Genomic DNA, 19209 nt, shown 5'->3' on the forward strand with positions numbered 1-19209 from the left:
ACTTAGTGCTGGTGTCCGCCGGCACCGTGAACATGGCCATGGGCCAGTTCTTCTTCGCTGGCTTCACGGACAGTTTCAATCTTCACGTCAAAGGTCAGGTCTTTGCCCGCCAACGGGTGGTTGCCATCAACGGTGACTGTTTCGTCAGAGGCGGCGGTTACCACTACGGATACGGGGCCGGAGGGGGTTTGCGCTTCAAAACGCATGCCCGGGTTCACTTCTTCGATACCCTGGAATGCTTCGCGTGGCACTTCCTGTACCAGGTGATCCTGGTACTCACCATAGGCGTCCGCAGCTGGAACGGTGACTTTCATGGAGTCGCCTTCAGTTTTGCCTTCCATCGCCTGTTCAAGGCCAGGAATAATATTTTTGTGGCCATGAATATAGGCCAGAGGTGCATCATCGGTAGACGAATCCAGCTGAACGCCTTCCTCGTCGGTGAGTGTGTAATGAAAGAGCACGACGGCGTTTTCAGTGATATTCATTTGGATACCTTCTACTGGAGATGAATTTCTAATGAGGGAGGCATTATCCGTGATGAGATTCCATTTGCCAAGGAAGGGGGGTGCTAGAGACTTTTTTCCAATTTTTTTGACCGAGCAAGGCCTTTATGGTCACTTCATCTGGTAACCGAGTCAGGATTTTCCCGTGACGATTTTTCGTTGTTTGTCAAAGAGCGTTGCCTGCGGCGGGCTGGCGGCTGAGTGGCTGCTAGCAATGGGTTGGAATATCAGATCGATTTTTAGAAACTACTACCTATAGTGGTTGCTCTGGCCAACAGCACTAGATATTGTATACTCCATCCAGTTCAGCGACTATTTACCCGTTCATCATAAGGCGACTCAAGAGTGCCGAAACCGGGTAAATTGGGGGGAAGTTGCAGCAACGCTTTCCTCTGCAGGACCTTCAAAGATTGCTCAAGCCACATACTGCACAAGGAAACAAGCACCGCCATGTCGATAGAAGCCCTAAAAACCGCAGACGAGCCTTCCCCCATCGAAATCAAACTCCAGCCAGCCTCAGATGACATCTGGGATAAAAAATATCGCCTCAAGGATAAAAGCGGTAATCCGGTTGATGAAACCATCGATGCGACCTATAGCCGGGTTGCCCGTGCGCTGTCCGAGGTGGAAGAACCGGCAAAACAGGAACACTGGTACGAGCGTTTTCTCTGGGCACTGCGCAACGGGGCCATTCCTGCAGGTCGGATTATTTCCAATGCTGGTGCGCTGGAGCACAAGCCCGCCACCTCCACAATCAACTGCACGGTGTCCGGCACTATTCAGGATTCGATGCTGGATATCCTGGAAAAGAATCTCGAGGCGGGGCTGACCCTGAAAGCTGGTTGCGGTATTGGCTATGAATTTTCAACACTGCGCCCGAAAGGTGCCTATGTGTCTGGTGCCGGTGCCTATACCTCCGGTCCTCTGTCCTTTATGGATATCTTCGACAAGATGTGTTTTACGGTGTCATCCGCCGGCGGCCGCCGCGGTGCGCAGATGGCGACCTTTGATGTCAGTCACCCGGACGTGGTGGACTTTATCCGCGCCAAGCGCGAGGACGGACGCCTGCGCCAGTTCAACCTGTCACTGCTGGTGACCGAAGAGTTCATGGAAGCGGTCAAGGCGGATGATGAGTGGTCACTCTGTTTCCCGATCTCGCCGAAAGAGGTAGAGCAGGGAACGGTTGATCCCGCCGATGAAACCATTGTCTGGCGCGAGTTCCCGTCAACGGAAGGTTACATTGCCAACGATGAGGGTCTGGTGGCGTGCCGTATCTACCGCACAGTGAAGGCGCGTCAGCTGTGGAACGTTATTATGAGTTCCACCTACGACTACGCCGAGCCGGGCTTTATTCTGATCGACAAGGTGAATCAGCAAAACAATAACTGGTACTGCGAAAATATCCGTGCCACCAACCCCTGTGGTGAGCAGCCCCTGCCACCTTACGGCAGTTGCCTGTTGGGCTCTATTAATCTCACCAAATTTGTTCTTGATCCATTCACTGACCGCGCGCGCTTCGACTGGGATAACTACCGCGAGGTGGTGTCGGTATTTACCCGCATGCTGGATAACGTGGTCGAGATCAACGGCCTGCCGCTGGAAGGTCAGCGCAACGAGATCACTCGCAAGCGCCGCCACGGCATGGGTTTCCTTGGTCTCGGTTCCACCATGACCATGCTCAAAGTGCCCTATGGCAGTAAGGAATCCCTGGAGCTGACCGAGCGTGTCTCCCGCGAGATGGCACTGGCCGGTTGGCACACAGGATTGGAACTGGCCAAGGAAAAAGGACCGGCTCCGATCATGGACGAAGAGTTCGAAGTCACCGAAGCCATGATGCGCCTGCGCCCGGAAATGGCCAACGATGGCATTGTGGTAGGTGACAAGCTGAAGGGTAAGGTTCTGCAGGCCCGCTACAGCCGTTACATGCAGAAGGTCGCAGAAGTGGCGCCGGAGCTGGTGGACGAGATTGCCGCGGTCGGCTGCCGTTTTACCCACCATTCCTCCATTGCCCCCACCGGCACCATTTCCCTGTCGTTGGCCAACAATGCCAGCAATGGTATTGAGCCCAGCTTTGCACATCACTACGCTCGCAATGTGATCCGTGAGGGCAAGAAGTCGAAGGAGAAGGTGGACGTATTCTCCTATGAGTTGCTGGCCTACCGGGAGCTGGTCAATCCCCGCGCGATGCCCTTCAGTGACGACCCGGCGGAAAAACTGCCCGACTATTTTGTCTCCAGTGAAGATATCAAACCGAAGCAGCATGTGGATGTTCAGGCCGCATCCCAGCGCTGGGTGGATTCATCCATCTCGAAAACTATCAATGTCCCCACTGACTGCGATTTTGAGGACTTCAAGGATATCTATCTGTATGCCTACGAGAATGGACTCAAGGGATGTACGACTTTCCGCTTTAATCCCGAGGCCTTCCAGGGCGTGCTGGTGAAAGATAAAGACCTGGAAAACACCACCTACCGCTTTACCCTGGAAGACGGCTCCACCGTCGAACTGAAGGGCAATGAGGAAGTGGAATACGACGGCGAGATCCATACGGCCGCCAATCTCTTTGATGCCTTGAAAGAAGGCTACTACGGCAAATTCTGAGCGGAACAACTGACATGACTGTAAAACTCGACAAGAAAATCATCGGCTATAAGGTGGTCACGCCGTCCAATGACGAGGCCCTCCCGGAAGAAAAACCCGCTGCATCTGATCTGGATCGCTCCATTGAGCAGATGCACGAAAATCTCGGCCGCCCGGAAGAACTCCACGGCTCCACCTACAAGGTGAAGACGCCGCTGTCCGATCACGCGCTCTATATCACCATCAACGATATCGTGCTTAACCAGGGCACCGACCACGAGCAGCGCCGCCCCTTCGAGATTTTCATCAACTCGAAAAACATGGACCAGTTCCAGTGGGTGGTTGCCCTGACCCGGGTTATCTCTGCGGTGTTCCGCAAGGGTGGTGATTGCACCTTCCTGGCGGAAGAGCTGAAAGCAGTGTTCGATCCCCAGGGTGGTTACTTCAAGCGCGGTGGCAAATTCATGCCCTCACTGGTGGCGGAAATTGGCGAGGCCATTGAAGATCACCTGACCAAGATCGGCATGATCCAGACCCCGGAACTGGGTGATCACCAGAAAGCGATTCTGGCGGAAAAGCGCGCCGAATATGAAGCAGCCAGCGCTCCGGCGGCTCCTGTCGCGAAACCCAGTAACCCGTTTCCCGAAAGTGCTCAGCTCTGCCAGAAATGTATGACCAAGGCAGTGATCCTGATGGATGGCTGCATGACCTGCCTGAATTGTGGGGACTCGAAGTGCGGATGAATTAACTCCAGTCAAAAAAATATCCACATGAATGGGGAGATTAGCCGGGGAACACCCGGCTTTTTTTCGCCTGTCTTAAGGGCCGCTCCGGTCAGTCAGTGACTGCCGAGTGCTATTTAGTACTTCTTCGGCAGAGGCGTTCCCCGTGCTTACCGTGATGTCCGCATAGCGGCGATACAGGGCGGTGCGCTCGGCGTACAGTTCCTCAAAACTCTGGTTGGGGCGGCGGGCAATACCACGGGTGTCGTAGTCGGTGATACGTTGGCGCAGTTCAGGCAAGGGCGTATCCAGGTAAATGATGATGCCGTGGTGACGAAGGTGATTCATGGCAGCTTCACTGTAGACGGCACTGCCGCCGGTGGCAATGACCAGGTGGTGGCCGTCAATACTGGTGAGCACCGATTCTTCAATGTCCCTTAGGTGCAAGTAATCGTTCTCATCCATAATCTGTTGCAGGGTCTTTCCTTCGCGCACCTGGATCAGGATATCGGAATCCACAAAGTCCTTGCCCAGAGCCTTGGCCAGCAGAATGCCAACTGTGCTTTTGCCGGTGCCGGGCATACCGATGAGAACGATATTATCTTTCACGGAGTTGTTTTCCATTACAGGGATGCCTTCACAAAGTCCATCAGTCGGGCGATGGCTTCACCCGGTTCCGGGCTCTGTTCAATAAGACTGATGCCGACCCTGCCGAGTCTGGGCAGTTTCTCCGTGGGTTTCAATACGCGCAGGTTTTCTGGCACAGTGCTGCGGGCCAGTACAGTAACGCCCAGGCCCTCCTCGATGGCCGCCTGAATGCCGGTGAGGTCGGGAATGGTGTAGACAATTCGCCAGTCACGCAGGCTTTCCTGCAATCGCTGGATGCCCCGCTTGCGGTAAATACAGCCTTCGGGGGCAGCGATCAGTGGTAGTGGAGATTGCAGGTGTGCATCGTGATCGGCACCGGTAACCCACACCAATTCGTCTTCCTTGACCAGGTTGTGACCCGCCATGGCTGGGTCATCGTGCAGTGCCAGTATCAGGTCGTAACGCCGCCTTTCTGTTTCGGAGAGAAGCTGTTTGCTGAGAGCGCAAGTCACTTCCAGCGTGACATTGGGGTATGCCTGTGCAAAACGCCCAACAATTTTCGGCAGCAGAGTGGTGGCGAACTCACTGGGTATTCCGAAATGAATCTTGCCGCTGACGGCGGTTTTACTGAACTGGGCAACGGCTTCGTCATTTAGTGCCAGTATCTGGCGCGCATAGCGGAACAGTTGTTGACCGGCCCGGCTCAACTCCAGTTGCTGTCCACTGCGGATCAGCAGGGTCTGGCCCACCAGCTGTTCCAGGCGTTTGATTTGCAGGCTGACGGCGGGTTGGGACCTACCGAGCCAGTCGGCGGCCGGTGTAAATCCGCCCAGTTCCACCACGGTAACAAAAGCGCGCAACAGGTCTGTGGGTAGGTTTTTCATGGCGTAGATACTATTAACAAATGTAATGAAATGATTTTAACTATTAATTTTACCAATTCTAGTCCGACCGCTAACATGGCTTTTTTCTTTCCCTATGTTGCCGGGTTCCCGCTATGACCACAGAACAGAATACCGACCTGAAATCCACGCCCCTCAATGCCTTACACCGGGAACTTGGCGCCCGTATGGTGCCCTTTGCCGGGTACGATATGCCGGTGCAGTACCCCGATGGCATCATGACCGAGCATTTACATGCCCGTGACAAAGCCGGGCTGTTCGATGTTTCCCACATGGGTCAGGTGGTGGTTCGTGGTGTGGGAGTGGCTGCTGCTCTGGAGGCGATGGTGCCGGTGGAGTTGGAGAGCTTGCCCATCAATCGTCAGACCTATGCCCTGTTCACCAATGATGAGGGCGGCATTCTCGATGACCTGATGATTGCACGTTGGTCCGAAGATACCTTTTTTCTGGTGGTCAATGCCGCCTGCAAGGAGCAGGATCTAGCGCACCTACGGAAGCATCTGGCTGGTTTCGAGGTCGATTACCTGGATGGACGTGGCCTGTTGGCACTGCAAGGACCGGCTGCAGCAGAAGTTATGGCTCAGGTGGCACCGGCAGCCTGTGAACTGATTTTCATGAATGGCTGCCATGTCACTATCGACGGGACAGACTGTTTTATTACCCGTTCCGGTTACACCGGAGAAGACGGTTTTGAAATTTCCGTGCCCGCTGAAGCGGCTGACGCCCTGGCTCGAAAGCTACTGTCTTTCGAACAGGTGGCCCCTATCGGCCTGGGGGCCAGGGATTCACTGCGCCTCGAAGCGGGGCTGTGTCTCTATGGCCATGACCTGGATGTTACCACCACACCCATTCAGGCTTCCCTGTTGTGGAGCATTAGTAAATCACGCCGTGCGGATGGCGAAAAAGCCGGGGGCTTTCCCGGCAGCGATGTCATCTTCCGTGAAATCGCGGAAGGGGCTGCCCGCAAACGCGTCGGCCTGCAGATTGATGGCCGTGCACCGGTTCGCGAAGGTGCCGAATTGGTGGATGAAAATGGCAAGCAGGTGGGCATGGTGACCAGCGGCGGTTTTGGGCCGACTCTGGGTGCGCCACTGGCCATGGGTTACGTGGAATCCGCGTATGCTGCTGTCGGCACCACCCTGAATGCCCTGGTGCGTGGTAAGGCGCGCGCGGTGACGGTCACCAAGATGCCGTTTGTGCCCCACCGATACTTTCGTGGCTAAACCGTCGCGGTTAAACATCTACCTGCGTTGCTGATACGGCATTAAAAATGGCCTCAAAATGCTCGGTTATACCCTATAACCTCCGCTTTTTCGGCCATTTTTGCCTTGTCTCAGCGGCTTCGCTGACGATGTTTAACAAGAAACAGAACTGAGTTTGAAAGACTTTTAACCCGCTTATTCCTGGAGATGTGTATCCGTGAAATCACTGGCTGAACTGAACTACAGCAATGAATTTGTCTACCGCCATATTGGTCCCTCCATCGAAGACCAACAGGGAATGCTTGGGGAAATGGGCTACGCCGATATGGACTCCTTCATTGCCGCGGTGGTGCCCGGTAGCATCCGTTCAACACAGCCATTAGCGCTGGGTGCTTCCTGCACTGAACAACAGGCCCTGGCTGAGTTGAAAGCCATTGCGGGAAAAAACCGCGTTATGAAATCGTTTATTGGACAGGGCTATTACAACTGTTTCACCCCCAACGTCATTTTGCGCAATGTGCTCGAAAACCCCGCCTGGTACACCGCTTACACACCTTACCAGCCGGAAATCTCCCAGGGTCGCCTGGAAGCACTGCTGAACTTCCAGACCATGATTACCGATCTCACCGGTATGGATCTCGCCAGCGCCTCGCTGCTGGACGAAGGCACGGCAGCAGCCGAGGCCATGACACTGTGTATGCGCATGGCCAAATCCAAGGGTCGTACGTTCTTTGTGGATCAACAGTGCCTGCCGCAAACCCTGGCGGTTATCCAGACCCGTTCGGAGCCACTGGATATCGACGTAGTGGTGGGCGATCCGGCAACGCTGGGTGAACACGATTGCTTTGGGGTGCTGTTGCAATACCCCGGTGCCGATGGTGCCGTGCGTGATTTCAGCGATGTGATCGGCCAGGCCCACGATAACAAAGCCCTGGTGGTGATGGCGGCAGATATTCTCAGCCTGCTGTTGCTGAAGAGTCCGGCAGAACTGGGTGCAGATGTTGCCATTGGTTCTACCCAGCGTTTTGGTGTGCCGCTTGGATTCGGTGGCCCGCACGCCGCCTATATGGCTACCCGGGATAATTTCAAACGCTCGTTGCCCGGTCGCCTGGTGGGTGTCTCCGTAGATAGTCGCGGTAAGCCCGCTTTCCGTCTCGCCCTGCAAACCCGGGAACAGCATATCCGACGTGAGAAAGCCACCAGTAATATCTGTACCGCGCAGGTATTGTTGGCAGTGATGGCCAGCATGTTCGCCGTGTATCACGGCCCGCAGGGCCTGAAGCGGATTGCCGAGCGGGTTCACTGCCTGACAGCGATTCTCGCCAAAGGGTTTGAGTCATTGGACGTGAAAGTTCTGAACGACAGCTTTTTCGATACCCTCACTCTGGAAACCGGGACCAATACCGCCGCTGTTCATGGGGCGGCTGCCTCTAGGGGCGTGAACCTGCGGGTGATCAACGACACCTGCCTGGGCATTTCACTGGATGAAACCACCACAGCTGAAGATGTGGAAACCCTCTGGCAGTTGCTCGATGCCAATTCATTTCTCACCGTTGCCGAAGTAGAACCTTCTGCGGCCAGTGGGTTGCCGGAGGCATTGTTGCGCACCAACGAAGTTCTCACTCATCCGGTGTTTAACCAGTATCACTCGGAAACAGAGATGTTGCGTTACCTGCGGAGTCTGGCGGACAAGGATCTCGCCCTGGACCGGGCCATGATTCCCTTGGGTTCGTGCACCATGAAACTGAATGCCACCGCTGAAATGCTGCCGGTAACCTGGCCTGAGTTCGGTGCCATTCACCCCTTTGCGCCCGAAGACCAGACACAGGGTTACCGACAGATGATCGGTGAAGTCGAGGCCATGCTTTGTGCCGCCACCGGCTACGATGCCGTTTCTCTGCAGCCCAACGCCGGTTCCCAGGGTGAGTACGCCGGTCTGCTGGCCATTCGTGCCTACCATGAAGGCCGCGGAGACCACGAGCGCAATATCTGCCTGATCCCAAGTTCTGCCCACGGTACCAACCCTGCCTCGGCGCAGATGTGCGGAATGAAAGTGGTGGTGGTTGCCTGTGACGATAACGGCAACGTCGACCTGGATGATCTGCGTACCAAGGCCGAACAATACAGTGATCAACTGGCAGCAATTATGGTGACCTACCCGTCTACCCACGGGGTGTTCGAGGAGGGTATCACCGAAATCTGCGAGATTATTCATGGCCACGGTGGGCAGGTGTACATCGATGGCGCGAACCTGAATGCCATGGTGGGTCTATGTCAGCCTGGGCAGTTTGGTGGCGATGTTTCCCACCTCAACCTACATAAAACCTTCTGTATTCCCCACGGCGGCGGTGGCCCCGGTGTTGGCCCGGTGGCGGTCAAACAGCACCTGGCGGCGTACCTGCCAGGGCATGTCAGTAACGGGAAAGCATCCCCCGTGGGAGCAGTTTCTGCTGCTCCCTGGGGCAGTGCCAGTATTCTGCCTATCACCTGGATGTATATCCGCATGATGGGAGCCGAGGGTCTGAAGCAGGCGACCGAAGGCGCAATTCTCAATGCCAACTATGTGGCCCACCGTCTCAAGGATGCCTACCCGATACTCTATACCGGTGCTAACGACCGGGTTGCTCACGAATGTATTGTCGACCTCGCCGCTATCAAGGAAGCGTCGGGTATCACCGTAGACGACGTGGCCAAACGCCTGATTGATTACGGCTTTCATGCTCCGACTATGTCTTTCCCGGTGCCCGGCACGTTGATGATCGAACCCACTGAAAGTGAATCCCGCGAAGAGCTGGATCGTTTCTGTGACGCCATGTTGCAGATCCGTGAAGAAATTGCAGCGGTGGAGCGAGGGGAATACCCGCTGGAAGACAACCCGCTGTGCCACGCACCACACGCTGCTGAAACTGTTACCGCCGACGACTGGCAGCGCAGTTACCCGCGCGAATTGGCGGCTTATCCGCTGGCTTCCCTGCGAGAGACCAAGTACTGGTCACCGGTGGGTCGCATCGACAATGTGTACGGCGATCGCAACCTGGTTTGTGCCTGCCTACCGGTGTCTGATTACCTGTAACGACGATCAGCGCGCGAAAGAACCAAGCGGGCCAATGGGCCCGCTTTTTTGTTGTGTCAGAATCCTGCTGAAAAATAGGTATTCCCGCCAATCTCCAGAATACACAGCAGTGTTGAGCGGAGGAAAAATAATTCTCCACTTACACATTTTTGTCACACTTTTTGCACAGTATCTAAGTGGGTGCAGGCCGGTTTCAGGCCTACAGAATTCCCGGTCTGGACTATCAGCTGTTTACTTCTTGATTACCACGCCATTTTTCATTCTGCACAGGCAATCCATCCTCCTGTCTGCCCCAACTCTCACTATTTTCTTCGGAAAACCTACTCTTCCAACGCCCCAATTTGGGGCGTTTTTTTTGGCCCGCACATTTTGCACCGAACTAGAGCATCCTCCCGACGTGCCAGGGTTTTCAAAATATGTGGCCCTTGGTTGTGATGCGTGTTGATGCACTAGAGGACTATTTTTCGGTCAGGCAGAAAACCAGCCCGCTTGTTCCCGCGTAAACACTTGCCGTAGTTTTGTATTTGCTCAATGCTAACCGTCACGAATAATGGAGAGACGAATGTCGCAGCGATTAGTCAGGCTAATTTGGTGGCCCGTGTTATTGATGTTGAGTGGTTGCCTGGGTATGCCCGATGGCGTCAAGCCAGTGGAAAATTTTGACCGGCAAGCCTACCTGGGACAGTGGTATGAAATAGCCCGCCTGGATCATTCCTTCGAACGGGGGCTGTCCCACGTGACCGCTGAATACAGCCTCAGGGACGACGGGGGCATACGGGTGATCAACCGGGGTTACGATGTTGATGCTCAGGAATGGAAGTCTGCCGAGGGCAGGGCATATTTCACCGATGAGCCCCAGGTGGCACACCTCAAAGTCTCTTTCTTTGGCCCCTTTTTCAGCTCTTATGTGGTGTTTGGGCTGGACCATGAAAACTATCAATACGCCTTTGTCTCCGGTTACAACCGAAATTATTTATGGCTGCTGGCGCGATCTCCCGAGGTGGATGACGGTGTGCTATCGACTTTCACAGAAAAGGCGCAACAGTTGGGGTTCGATACTGGGCAGTTAATTTTCCCGGATCATCAGCCCATACCTTCATCTCCGAAGCTTGATTGATTTTCAACAAGCCGGTTAGGCAATGACAAGTGGTTGCTCAATGGATAAAGTGAGTGAAATATTGCGGAGTGCACGATGGGTAATCATGTAGAGGAAGTGATGGTGGATAGGGAGGAGTCTGTTCTCTCCCGGTTTCTGAGAATGGAGTCATCCGGTGGTATTGTGCTGATCCTGGCGGCAGTGGCTGCCATGATCTGCGCCAATTCGCCGCTGCAACCCTACTACGACTTGATACTCGATACGCCCGTAGCCGTGCAGGTTGGCGAGCTGCTTGTTTCCAAACCCCTGTTGCTTTGGGTCAACGATGGTTTGATGGCCATCTTCTTCTTCCTGGTGGGCCTGGAACTCAAGCGCGAGCTTATGGAAGGAGAGCTGGCAGAGGTTCGCAACATTGTGCTGCCCGGTGTGGGCGCGATTGGTGGCATGGCGGTTCCCGCACTGATTTATCTTTTGTTTAATCAGGGCGATGAGGCCGGGCTGCGTGGCTGGGCCATACCGGCAGCCACCGATATCGCCTTTGCTCTGGGGGTGTTGTCACTGCTGGGCTCCCGGGTGCCAGTGTCTATCAAGATTTTCCTCACCTCACTGGCCATTTTTGATGATGTCGGCGCGATCCTGATTATTGCGGTGTTCTATACGGACAATATTTCCTTTACCGCGCTGGTGGTGGTTGGCCTGTGCCTGCCGGTGCTGTTTCTGTTAAACCGTTTTAACGTAGAGTCAAAAAGCCTGTATATCGCCGCTGGCACCATTATGTGGGTGGCGATGTTGAAGTCCGGGGTACATGCCACATTGGCCGGCGTGTTAATGGCCATCTTTATCCCGCTGAGGACACCTGCCGGTGTGTCGCCTCTGAAAATTATGGAGCACGACCTGCATGCACTGGTGGCCTTTTTTGTTCTGCCGGTGTTTGCATTTGCCAATGCCGGTCTCAACCTTAGTGGCGTCGGCATGGAGCAGTTGCTACACCCGGTTCCTCTGGGGATCGCCCTGGGCCTCTTCGTCGGCAAGCAGATAGGTGTGTTTGGCTTCTGTTGGCTGGCGGTGAAACTGGGTATTACCGCATTGCCTGAAAAAGTCAGCTGGTCAGCGTTGTATGGCACTGCCGCATTGTGTGGCATCGGCTTTACCATGAGCCTGTTTATCGGCTCCCTGGCATTTGAGCCTTCGGCTGTGAACAGGCTGTTTGACGAGCGCCTGGGGATTATTGTCGGCTCCCTGCTTTCCGGTGTGGTGGGCTACCTGGTGCTGCGTCGGTCGCTGCGGGCTTCCAATCCAGACGAATTAGAAGCCAACGCCTCTTAATTTCGTTGTTCTAAATACGGATTATTCCGCCACCAGCTGCTCACAGCGATAAAAGCCGCCCGGTTCGCCCAGGGTGTTGAGCAGCTCCGGCAGCAGTTGCTGCATCCAGGGGAACAGGGTCCAGGGCGGGTTGATCACAATCATGCCCGACCCGGTCATGCCCCGCTCGGGGCTATCTGCCCGAACTGCCAGTTCGAATAACTGGATGGAGCGAATGCCACTGTTACTTAGTTGCCCCTCAAGAGTCTCGATCCGCGACCGTTCCACCACCGGGTACCACAAGGCGTACACACCGTTGGCAAATTTTCGGTGGGCCTTGCCGAGAAACTCCACCACCTTCTGGTAATCACTTTTGATTTCGTAGGGCGGGTCCATCAGTACCAGCCCCCGTTTAGCGGTGGGTGGAAGGTGGGCCAGCAGACCGTTAAAGCCATCGCCGGAATCGCAACGAACATGTCGATCAGCTGCCATCAGTTGTTGTAGGGCTGCAAAATCCGCCGGGTGGGCTTCATAAAGCCAGGCGCGGTCTTTTTCCCGCAGGTATTGTTGTGCCAGCCAGGGTGAGCCGGGATAGCAGTTAAGGCTGTTGCCACCGTTGGCCCGGCTAACCAGTGACAGATACTTCTGAAGCTGCGGAAAGTTCTCTGCAGAGAGCCGCGCAATACCATCCTGATATTCTGCCGTCTTACCAGCCTGCGGAGTATCGAGACGATACATGCCCGCACCGGCATGGGTGTCGATGTACTCGAAGGGTTTACCCTTGAGGGTCATGTATTCCAGCAATTCCACCAGTACAATGTGCTTCAGCACATCAGCGAAATTGCCCGCATGAAAACCGTGGCGATAACTCAACATGGATGTCACCCACACAACATCGTTTGGCGCAAAAGGCCGAGGGATACTATCGGTTAAGGAGAAGCCCCTTTCCCGGGTTCAGGCTGCGGCAAAAAAAAGCAGCACTCCAGGGCAGTCGGGGGTATCAGGGTCCGAAAGGACGACGGATTATCGGCTTCACTGTGAGCGCGGAAATCATAAAAGGAATTTGTGTGGCTGTCGCTTAAAAAAACAGCTAACACGCAGGCAAGCCGGGCGCAGTTCGAAGGGCTGGGGCCCGTAACAGTCACGGCTCAATAATTAGAGTCTTGCTATTCGCTTTCATCGTTTGGGCCGACCCAGAACAGCGGGTTATAGGCCACTTCCCATAGATGGCCATCAAGATCCTTGAAGTAACCACTGTAGCCGCCCCAAAATACCTTCTGAGGCTTTTTTACCAGTGTTGCTCCGGCAGCCACGGCCTGTGCCACTACCTCATCAACTTCATTTTCTGATGCCACGTTATGGGCCAGTGAAAAGCCTTCGAACCCATTACCTTTTGCTGCGACCTGGGCATCCTCTGCCAATGCTTTGCGATCATATAAACCAAGCCAGGTGCCATTCAGCGTAAAAAAGGCTACTTCGGGTGGAGAATCCATTCTAGGGAAGCCCAGTCCTTTCTCATAAAAAGTTATCGCTGCGTCCAGATCGCGAACCCCGAGAGTGATCATGCTGATTCTTGGCTTCATGGTTCAAACGGCCCCTTTTTACGCATAACGCCGCCGGGAGTCGCGTAATTTTTCTGCGTCCTACGGGCTGGCTTTGTTAGGCAGCCCTCTAGTAAATATTTCATCTTTTTGCAGATCTCTCATTAACAATGAAACGAAATATTCAACCGCATTTTTGCTGCCGCTCTGAGGGTCGATAAAGAGTGAAGATGTTTCTGTGTATTCATCTTCGTATAAGTATTTTTTTATGATCTCGTTTTTATGTCGGAGCGATACAGAAAAGTGGACCTTTTTATCACTGACAGTTGGCACTAAGAAAAGAGTTGCGGCACCAAGCATTACCTTGGAAAACTCAGCACCATCAGACCCCTTAAATGTGTCGTAAAATTTTATGTCGAAGGTATATTCAGAATAAGCATTATTTATATCTACGCGTTCAAATAATCCTGTATTTCTTAGCGCAGATATAAGGAAAAAGTCATTGTTATCTCTATAGGAATAGCAACCATGCTGGTTGCATCCGGAATCAGATGCCACATAGCCATCGTTTAGAGTAAAGGATACAGACGGATACTGGGGGTTTTGATAGCGATCATATTGTGCAAGTTCAAAGCTTTGCTTTGATGCGCAACCGACCATTACGAAAAATAAGCATATTGTGAATATTGAACGAACCATAATTTTCCTTTTGTTGCCTAACGCCTAAGTGTGAGGCGAAGGTGCGACAGCACCGGAGTCCTGCACCACTTGCTTGTTAAATTTTTTACTTGCCCAATAGACAATAATAGGGATTAAAACAAACTCTAAATATAGAGATGGCGTGTACCACCAAGGCCACGGGTTTCCATAAAAGTACCTGTCTTGCGTGAGCCAAATTACAAAAATCAAAATAAACGAAATAGTTGATAGAAGCCTATTCTCTTTGGCAATTTTATAAGACGTAGTGAGTCCAGCGGTCAGCAGAATGAATGTAATGAATAGATCAGTTGTGCACATTACTATTTCGCTGAATACGTAGTCTGTATAGGATTCAAGAACATAAATAACTAAGTATGTCGCTAGATCAATACAAATATAGAAAGTTAGAAAAAGAACTAATGCGATAAAAGTTAGTTTCTTGGCAATCGTAAGATTTTTATTCATAGAAATTTAACAGTAAATTCAAAAGCCTATGGCTTTATAACAGGTTGGCCTTATAACACGGGAACGCTCAACTCTGTGGTTCGGCTGAAAGCCTTTAACCACGCGGTGTGTAAGGGATTTTGATGGGAATACTATTGGAGACAAAACAAGCCACTCCCTGTGTTGAAAGGCAAATCCTTTGGCCCATTGAATATAACGCACCCTTGATAAAATTCAATGGCTTGGCCTGAGTTCTACGATGTTATAAAGCCTGTGGCTTCTGAAAAAGGGTAACGGCAATCAGATGAATTGTTCACAAATGGTTATAAACATTTGTGAGGTTAGTGTCGCCTAGTCGCGATTACCCGCCAGAAATTGGGTGACGATGCGGTTGAAGGTGTCGGGTTTTTCCGCATGCAGCCAGTGGCCGGCATTGTTGATGATTTTCAGTTGGGCGTTGGGGAAAAGTCGCATGACTGTTTCCCGGTGCTTGTCCTGTATATAGGCGGAATCGGCACCCTTGATAAACAGGGTGGGGCCGTTGAAGGGCGTGCCTGTTGGTGCCAGCGTCAGGGTGTCGTAGTAGTTGGCGAGAATACCTTCCAGATACAGCCGCAGATCAAAATGACCGTCGTCGGCACGCAACAGGTTTTTCAGCAGAAAGGCGCGTACCCAAGAGTCTTCCACATGTTCTGCCAGCAATTCGTTTGCTTGCTGTCGGGAAGTAGGGCGGGCCTGCGCCAGGGCTTTCAGGCCCTCCAGCACACCGCCGTGGCGATCGGGTGTGTAGTCCACCGGGGCGATGTCGGCCACGATCAGTTTGTCCACCTTCTCGGGTCGGTTGAGTGCCACCTGCATACCCACCTTGCCACCCATGGAATGGCCCAGCAGGTGGGCTTTGGGAATGCCGAGGTTTTCCATTAATTCGACAATATCATCGGCCATGGAGGGGTAATCCATTTCCATGGCATGGGGGGATTCACCGTGGTTGCGCAGGTCGACGGAGATCACTTGATAGTGGTCGATCAGTGCCCGGCCCACCAGCCCAAGATTGCTGAGGGAACCGAACATGCCGTGCATCAGTATTACCGGTGCTCCGGCACCCTGTATCTGGTAGTTCAACTTCACGGTAAAAGCCCCTTGTTGTGCGGCGGATGATTATAACGTTGCGGGGCGGTTACGCGTCGATACCGCTGACACAGAGGTATTTGATTTCCAGATAATCGTCGAGGCCATACTTGGAGCCTTCACGCCCCTGGCCCGAGTGTTTGACGCCGCCAAAGGGCGCCATTTCATTGGAAATAATGCCTTCGTTAATGCCGACAATGCCGTACTCGAGCTGTTCCGCTACCCGCCAGATACGGCCGATATCACGGGAGTAGAAGTAAGCGGCCAGGCCGAATTCGGTATCGTTGGCCATCTGGACGGCTTCTTGATCGCTGTTGAATTTGAACAGCGGGGCCACCGGCCCGAAAATTTCCTCAGTAAATACCCGCATTCTGTTGTTAACGCCGGTCAGGATAGTGGGTTGGACAAAACTGCCCCCCAGAGCATCCAGCCCGCCGCCGGTCATTACCTGGGCACCTTTGGCGACGGCATCGTCGATCAGGTTGCAGACTTTTTCCGCGGCTTTTTTATCCACCAGTGGTCCCAGGGTGACATCGTCCTGATCGCCGGGGCCCACCTGTAGTGCTTTGACGGCGGTGTGAAGTTTCTCGGCAAAGGCATCGTAAACCCCGGCCTGCACCAAAATGCGGTTGGCGCAGACGCAGGTCTGACCGGCATTGCGGTATTTGGAGGCCATGGCCCCGGCCACGGCAGCATCCAGGTCAGCATCATCAAACACAATAAAGGGTGCATTGCCCCCCAGTTCCATGGAGGTGCGTTTAACAGTGCTGGCACAGGCCGCCATCAGCTGTTTGCCCACCTCGGTGGAACCAGTAAAGGTCACTTTGCGCACCAGCGGGTTGGTGGTCAGTTCATCGCCGATAGCGGCTGTATCACCGGCGGCAATATTAATCAGTCCCGGAGGAGCGCCTGCCTGTTCTGCCAGTGCGACCAATGCCAGTGCCGAAAGTGGGGTGGCACTGGCGGGTTTGCAGACAACGGCACAGCCCGCGGCAATAGCCGGTGCCACTTTGCGCGCCAACATGGCACTGGGGAAATTCCACGGGGTGATACAAGCGACCACACCCACGGGTTGTTTGATCACCATCAGCCGTTTGTCGCTGGACGGGGCGGGTATCAAATCGCCGTATATGCGTTTGGCCTCTTCTGCAAACCACTCCAGAAAATTGGCGCCGTAGGTAATTTCATTGCGAGCTTCCGCCAGGGGTTTGCCCTGTTCGGCGGTGAGAATTCTGGCGAGGTCTTCGCGGTTTTCCAGCAGCAGGTTGTACCAGTCGCGTAGAAAGGCGGCGCGTTCCTTGGCAGTGGTTTTTGCCCATTGCTGTTGGGCGCGATGTGCGGCGTCCACCATTTGTGCGGCTTCGGTTGCACCGCAGTAAGCCACTTCACTGATTAGTGTGCCATCAGCGGGGTTGTGGACGGGGAATGTTTCGCCACTTTTGGCGAATACCCATTGCCCGTCAATATGGGCCAGGTTTCTCAGTAAGTCGGGATTATTCAGTGTTAGGGTCATAGGGTAAGCCTAGTAGAGCCTGCAGGCAGAGGACAAGTCGCTGAAAGTGTAATGCGGATAGTGAGCAAGGGGTATAGGGGAGCGGGAAACCGCCAGCCCTTTTCCCAGCACAAGAATAGCCTGGTGCAATTGGCCGAGGTGATCCGTTTTCTGATTCGGTAGGTATAAAAAGGGGCTAAATACGTTGTTGGCAAGATCGATATTAAGAATTGAACGAGGCAAGAAAAATAACTGGTTTCTCAATAAATCGTTCTGGAGGCCGTTGTGGGCTTTTACTTGCTTGGGAGCTCGGTGCTAAGGCTCATGATGTGGTCGCTGATTTCTGCGCGTTGTTCCTCGGAAAGATTTTGCCAGGCGCGGGCGAGATCATGATCGAAAGGTTGGCTGATGGTTTTATCTCCACCAAGCCACAACCATTCTGCACAGACGCCCAGGGCCCTGGCAATTGCAAAAATAGCGGATGTAGAGCGAGATTGCCCGCTTTCCAGCTTTGAGATCATCTGCTGGGTCAAGCGGGTTTCGGTGGCTAGTTGGGCCTGAGAGAGGCCCGATTGCTGCCGGGTGGTTCTGATGCGATACGCCATGTCATTCATGGCGAGCAATATTACAACATATGTTGTAAATGTGTAGACAACCATAGTTGTAGTGCGACTTGGTTCGCGTTATTGTTTTCCTAAGATCAGGGAGTGAAATGGATGACCCCAATAGAAGCCTTGCAATCAGTTGTAGAAGCATTGGGTGGGCAAACAGCTTTGGCCAGAGCCCTGTCACAACAAACCGGACGAAGTGTTCGTCAACAACATATTTGGAACTGGTTGAATCGAGATGGCGGTATACCACCTGCCTATGCGCCGCTTATTGTTAAACTGTGCGAGAAGCGGGGGTTGCACATAACCTGTGCCTTACTCTGTCCGGCCTTTTACCCAGATGCCTGATACTGCTCAGCGGAGGCTTTAAATCAGGGTAAAGTCTTTATGCTTGTGCAGATGCTCCACCATACGGGGGGCATGATTAATCGGCGCGAGAAGACTTTGTTCTCCCGTTTTAACACTATGTTGAAATAATAAAGTTGAGAAGATAGCCGAATGAAAAAATTGGCGGGTAAAGTCGCGCTGGTCACCGGCGCGGGTCGAGGAATAGGTCGAGAGATCGCTCTGAAGCTGGCCGCCGAGGGCTGTAATCTGGTGGTGAATGATCTGGACAGTGAGCTGCTGGCTCAATTAACCGCGGATGCAGAAGCTTTGGGAAGTCAGGTGGTTACTGTGATAGGGAGTGTCACCGAACCGGATTTTGGCACCCGGTTCGTCAAACAGGCCGTGGATGCTTTTGATGGTCTGGATATCGTCATCAATAACGCCGGTTACACCTGGGATAACGTGATCCAGAAAATGGACGACGAGCAGTGGTACGCCATGATCGATGTTCACATGACTGCCCCTTACCGTATCCTCAAAGCCGCTCAGTCCTATATCAAGTCCTACCATGCGCTTGAATCAGAGGCCGGGCGCGAGGTATTCCGCAAGGTGGTCAACATTTCTTCGGTGTCGGGATTGGGCGGTAATGCCGGGCAACTGGCCTACTCGGCGGCCAAGGCTGGAGTGGTTGGCATGACTAAAACCCTCTGTAAGGAATGGGGCCGCTTCAAGGTGAATGTTAATACCGTGGCTTTCGGCTTTATTCAGACACGTCTCACAGGCGCTGCCAGTGATGAGCCAACCATCAATATTGAGGGCAAGGACATTCGGGTCGGGGTCAGTGACCAGATCCGCGACCTGATGACAGATCTGATTCCTCTGGGCCGCCCCGGAACACCCAAAGAAGCCGCCGATGCCGTATTTCTTTTTTGCCTGCCGGAATCCAACTACATCAGTGGGCAGACGATCGTTGTTGGTGGCGGGCTTGAGCTGTAGTTA

At 53.5% G+C, this 19209-nt stretch carries 17 protein-coding genes; 8 read left to right on the plus strand and 9 right to left on the minus strand.

Going from position 1 to position 19209, the window contains the following annotated elements; genetic code table 11:
* Nucleotides 1-2: 2 nt before the first annotated feature.
* Complete coding sequence (gene slyD / locus Q8A57_RS10675; RefSeq protein WP_305171098.1) at nucleotides 3-485, minus strand: peptidylprolyl isomerase; 483 nt, start codon at nucleotides 483-485, stop codon at nucleotides 3-5.
* A gap of 468 nt (nucleotides 486-953) precedes the next feature.
* Between slyD and Q8A57_RS10680 the strand changes: the two genes are divergently transcribed.
* Together Q8A57_RS10680 and Q8A57_RS10685 are read left to right on the plus strand one after the other, a co-directional pair.
* On the plus strand, nucleotides 954-3104 hold the full coding sequence (locus Q8A57_RS10680; protein ID WP_305171099.1) for an adenosylcobalamin-dependent ribonucleoside-diphosphate reductase: 2151 nt from the start codon (nucleotides 954-956) through the stop codon (nucleotides 3102-3104).
* A gap of 14 nt (nucleotides 3105-3118) precedes the next feature.
* Nucleotides 3119-3826, plus strand: coding sequence for a TSCPD domain-containing protein (locus Q8A57_RS10685; RefSeq protein WP_305171100.1), 708 nt, complete (start codon nucleotides 3119-3121; stop codon nucleotides 3824-3826).
* Between the two features lie 75 nt (nucleotides 3827-3901).
* Here the strand turns inward: Q8A57_RS10685 and Q8A57_RS10690 are convergent, their stop codons facing one another.
* Nucleotides 3902-4429, minus strand: coding sequence for a shikimate kinase (locus Q8A57_RS10690; protein ID WP_305171101.1), 528 nt, complete (start codon nucleotides 4427-4429; stop codon nucleotides 3902-3904).
* Nucleotides 4429-5277 (minus strand): LysR substrate-binding domain-containing protein, encoded by an 849-nt coding sequence (locus tag Q8A57_RS10695; RefSeq protein ID WP_305171102.1) that lies wholly within the window; start codon nucleotides 5275-5277, stop codon nucleotides 4429-4431. The genes Q8A57_RS10690 and Q8A57_RS10695 overlap by 1 nt, the downstream gene beginning before the upstream one ends.
* A 113-nt stretch (nucleotides 5278-5390) precedes the next feature.
* Between Q8A57_RS10695 and gcvT the strand changes: the two genes are divergently transcribed.
* From gcvT to nhaA, 4 genes are all read left to right on the plus strand, one after another.
* On the plus strand, nucleotides 5391-6518 hold the full coding sequence (gene gcvT / locus Q8A57_RS10700; protein WP_305171103.1) for a glycine cleavage system aminomethyltransferase GcvT: 1128 nt from the start codon (nucleotides 5391-5393) through the stop codon (nucleotides 6516-6518).
* Between the two features lie 196 nt (nucleotides 6519-6714).
* Nucleotides 6715-9570: an aminomethyl-transferring glycine dehydrogenase gene (gcvP, locus tag Q8A57_RS10705; protein WP_305171104.1), complete on the plus strand. Its 2856-nt coding sequence runs from the start codon at nucleotides 6715-6717 to the stop codon at nucleotides 9568-9570.
* 562 nt (nucleotides 9571-10132) lie between these two features.
* The gene (locus Q8A57_RS10710) at nucleotides 10133-10687 is read left to right on the plus strand and encodes a lipocalin family protein (RefSeq protein WP_305171105.1); all 555 of its coding nucleotides are present in this window, start codon (nucleotides 10133-10135) and stop codon (nucleotides 10685-10687) included.
* Nucleotides 10688-10786: 99 nt separating this feature from the next.
* Entirely contained in the window at nucleotides 10787-11992 is a 1206-nt protein-coding gene (nhaA, locus tag Q8A57_RS10715; RefSeq protein ID WP_305171164.1) for a Na+/H+ antiporter NhaA, read from the plus strand.
* Between the two features lie 21 nt (nucleotides 11993-12013).
* Here nhaA and Q8A57_RS10720 read toward each other — a convergent pair whose 3' ends face one another.
* The 6 genes from Q8A57_RS10720 to Q8A57_RS10745 all read right to left on the minus strand — a co-directional run bounded on the left by Q8A57_RS10720 (nucleotide 12014) and on the right by Q8A57_RS10745 (nucleotide 17880).
* A complete protein-coding gene (locus Q8A57_RS10720; protein WP_305171106.1) occupies nucleotides 12014-12847 on the minus strand; it encodes a 23S rRNA (adenine(2030)-N(6))-methyltransferase RlmJ in 834 nt (277 codons plus the stop codon).
* A gap of 290 nt (nucleotides 12848-13137) precedes the next feature.
* The gene (locus Q8A57_RS10725; RefSeq protein WP_305171107.1) at nucleotides 13138-13554 is read right to left on the minus strand and encodes a VOC family protein; all 417 of its coding nucleotides are present in this window, start codon (nucleotides 13552-13554) and stop codon (nucleotides 13138-13140) included.
* A 60-nt stretch (nucleotides 13555-13614) separates the two neighbouring features.
* Nucleotides 13615-14211: a hypothetical protein gene (locus tag Q8A57_RS10730; protein WP_305171108.1), complete on the minus strand. Its 597-nt coding sequence runs from the start codon at nucleotides 14209-14211 to the stop codon at nucleotides 13615-13617.
* Between the two features lie 795 nt (nucleotides 14212-15006).
* Nucleotides 15007-15783: an alpha/beta fold hydrolase gene (locus Q8A57_RS10735; RefSeq protein ID WP_305171109.1), complete on the minus strand. Its 777-nt coding sequence runs from the start codon at nucleotides 15781-15783 to the stop codon at nucleotides 15007-15009.
* Nucleotides 15784-15832: 49 nt separating this feature from the next.
* Nucleotides 15833-17296: an NAD-dependent succinate-semialdehyde dehydrogenase gene (locus Q8A57_RS10740; protein ID WP_305171110.1), complete on the minus strand. Its 1464-nt coding sequence runs from the start codon at nucleotides 17294-17296 to the stop codon at nucleotides 15833-15835.
* A 272-nt stretch (nucleotides 17297-17568) separates the two neighbouring features.
* Complete coding sequence (locus Q8A57_RS10745; protein ID WP_305171111.1) at nucleotides 17569-17880, minus strand: helix-turn-helix domain-containing protein; 312 nt, start codon at nucleotides 17878-17880, stop codon at nucleotides 17569-17571.
* Nucleotides 17881-17991: 111 nt separating this feature from the next.
* On the opposite strand from Q8A57_RS10745, the gene Q8A57_RS11150 reads away from it, so the two are divergent.
* Together Q8A57_RS11150 and Q8A57_RS10750 are read left to right on the plus strand one after the other, a co-directional pair.
* Nucleotides 17992-18231 (plus strand): YdaS family helix-turn-helix protein, encoded by a 240-nt coding sequence (locus Q8A57_RS11150; protein WP_369427814.1) that lies wholly within the window; start codon nucleotides 17992-17994, stop codon nucleotides 18229-18231.
* Nucleotides 18232-18381: 150 nt separating this feature from the next.
* The gene (locus tag Q8A57_RS10750; RefSeq protein ID WP_305171112.1) at nucleotides 18382-19206 is read left to right on the plus strand and encodes an SDR family NAD(P)-dependent oxidoreductase; all 825 of its coding nucleotides are present in this window, start codon (nucleotides 18382-18384) and stop codon (nucleotides 19204-19206) included.
* Nucleotides 19207-19209 lie beyond the last annotated feature (3 nt).

Origin of the sequence: Porticoccus litoralis, assembly GCF_030676955.1 — a bacterium.
Lineage (GTDB): Bacteria > Pseudomonadota > Gammaproteobacteria > Pseudomonadales > Porticoccaceae > Porticoccus > Porticoccus litoralis.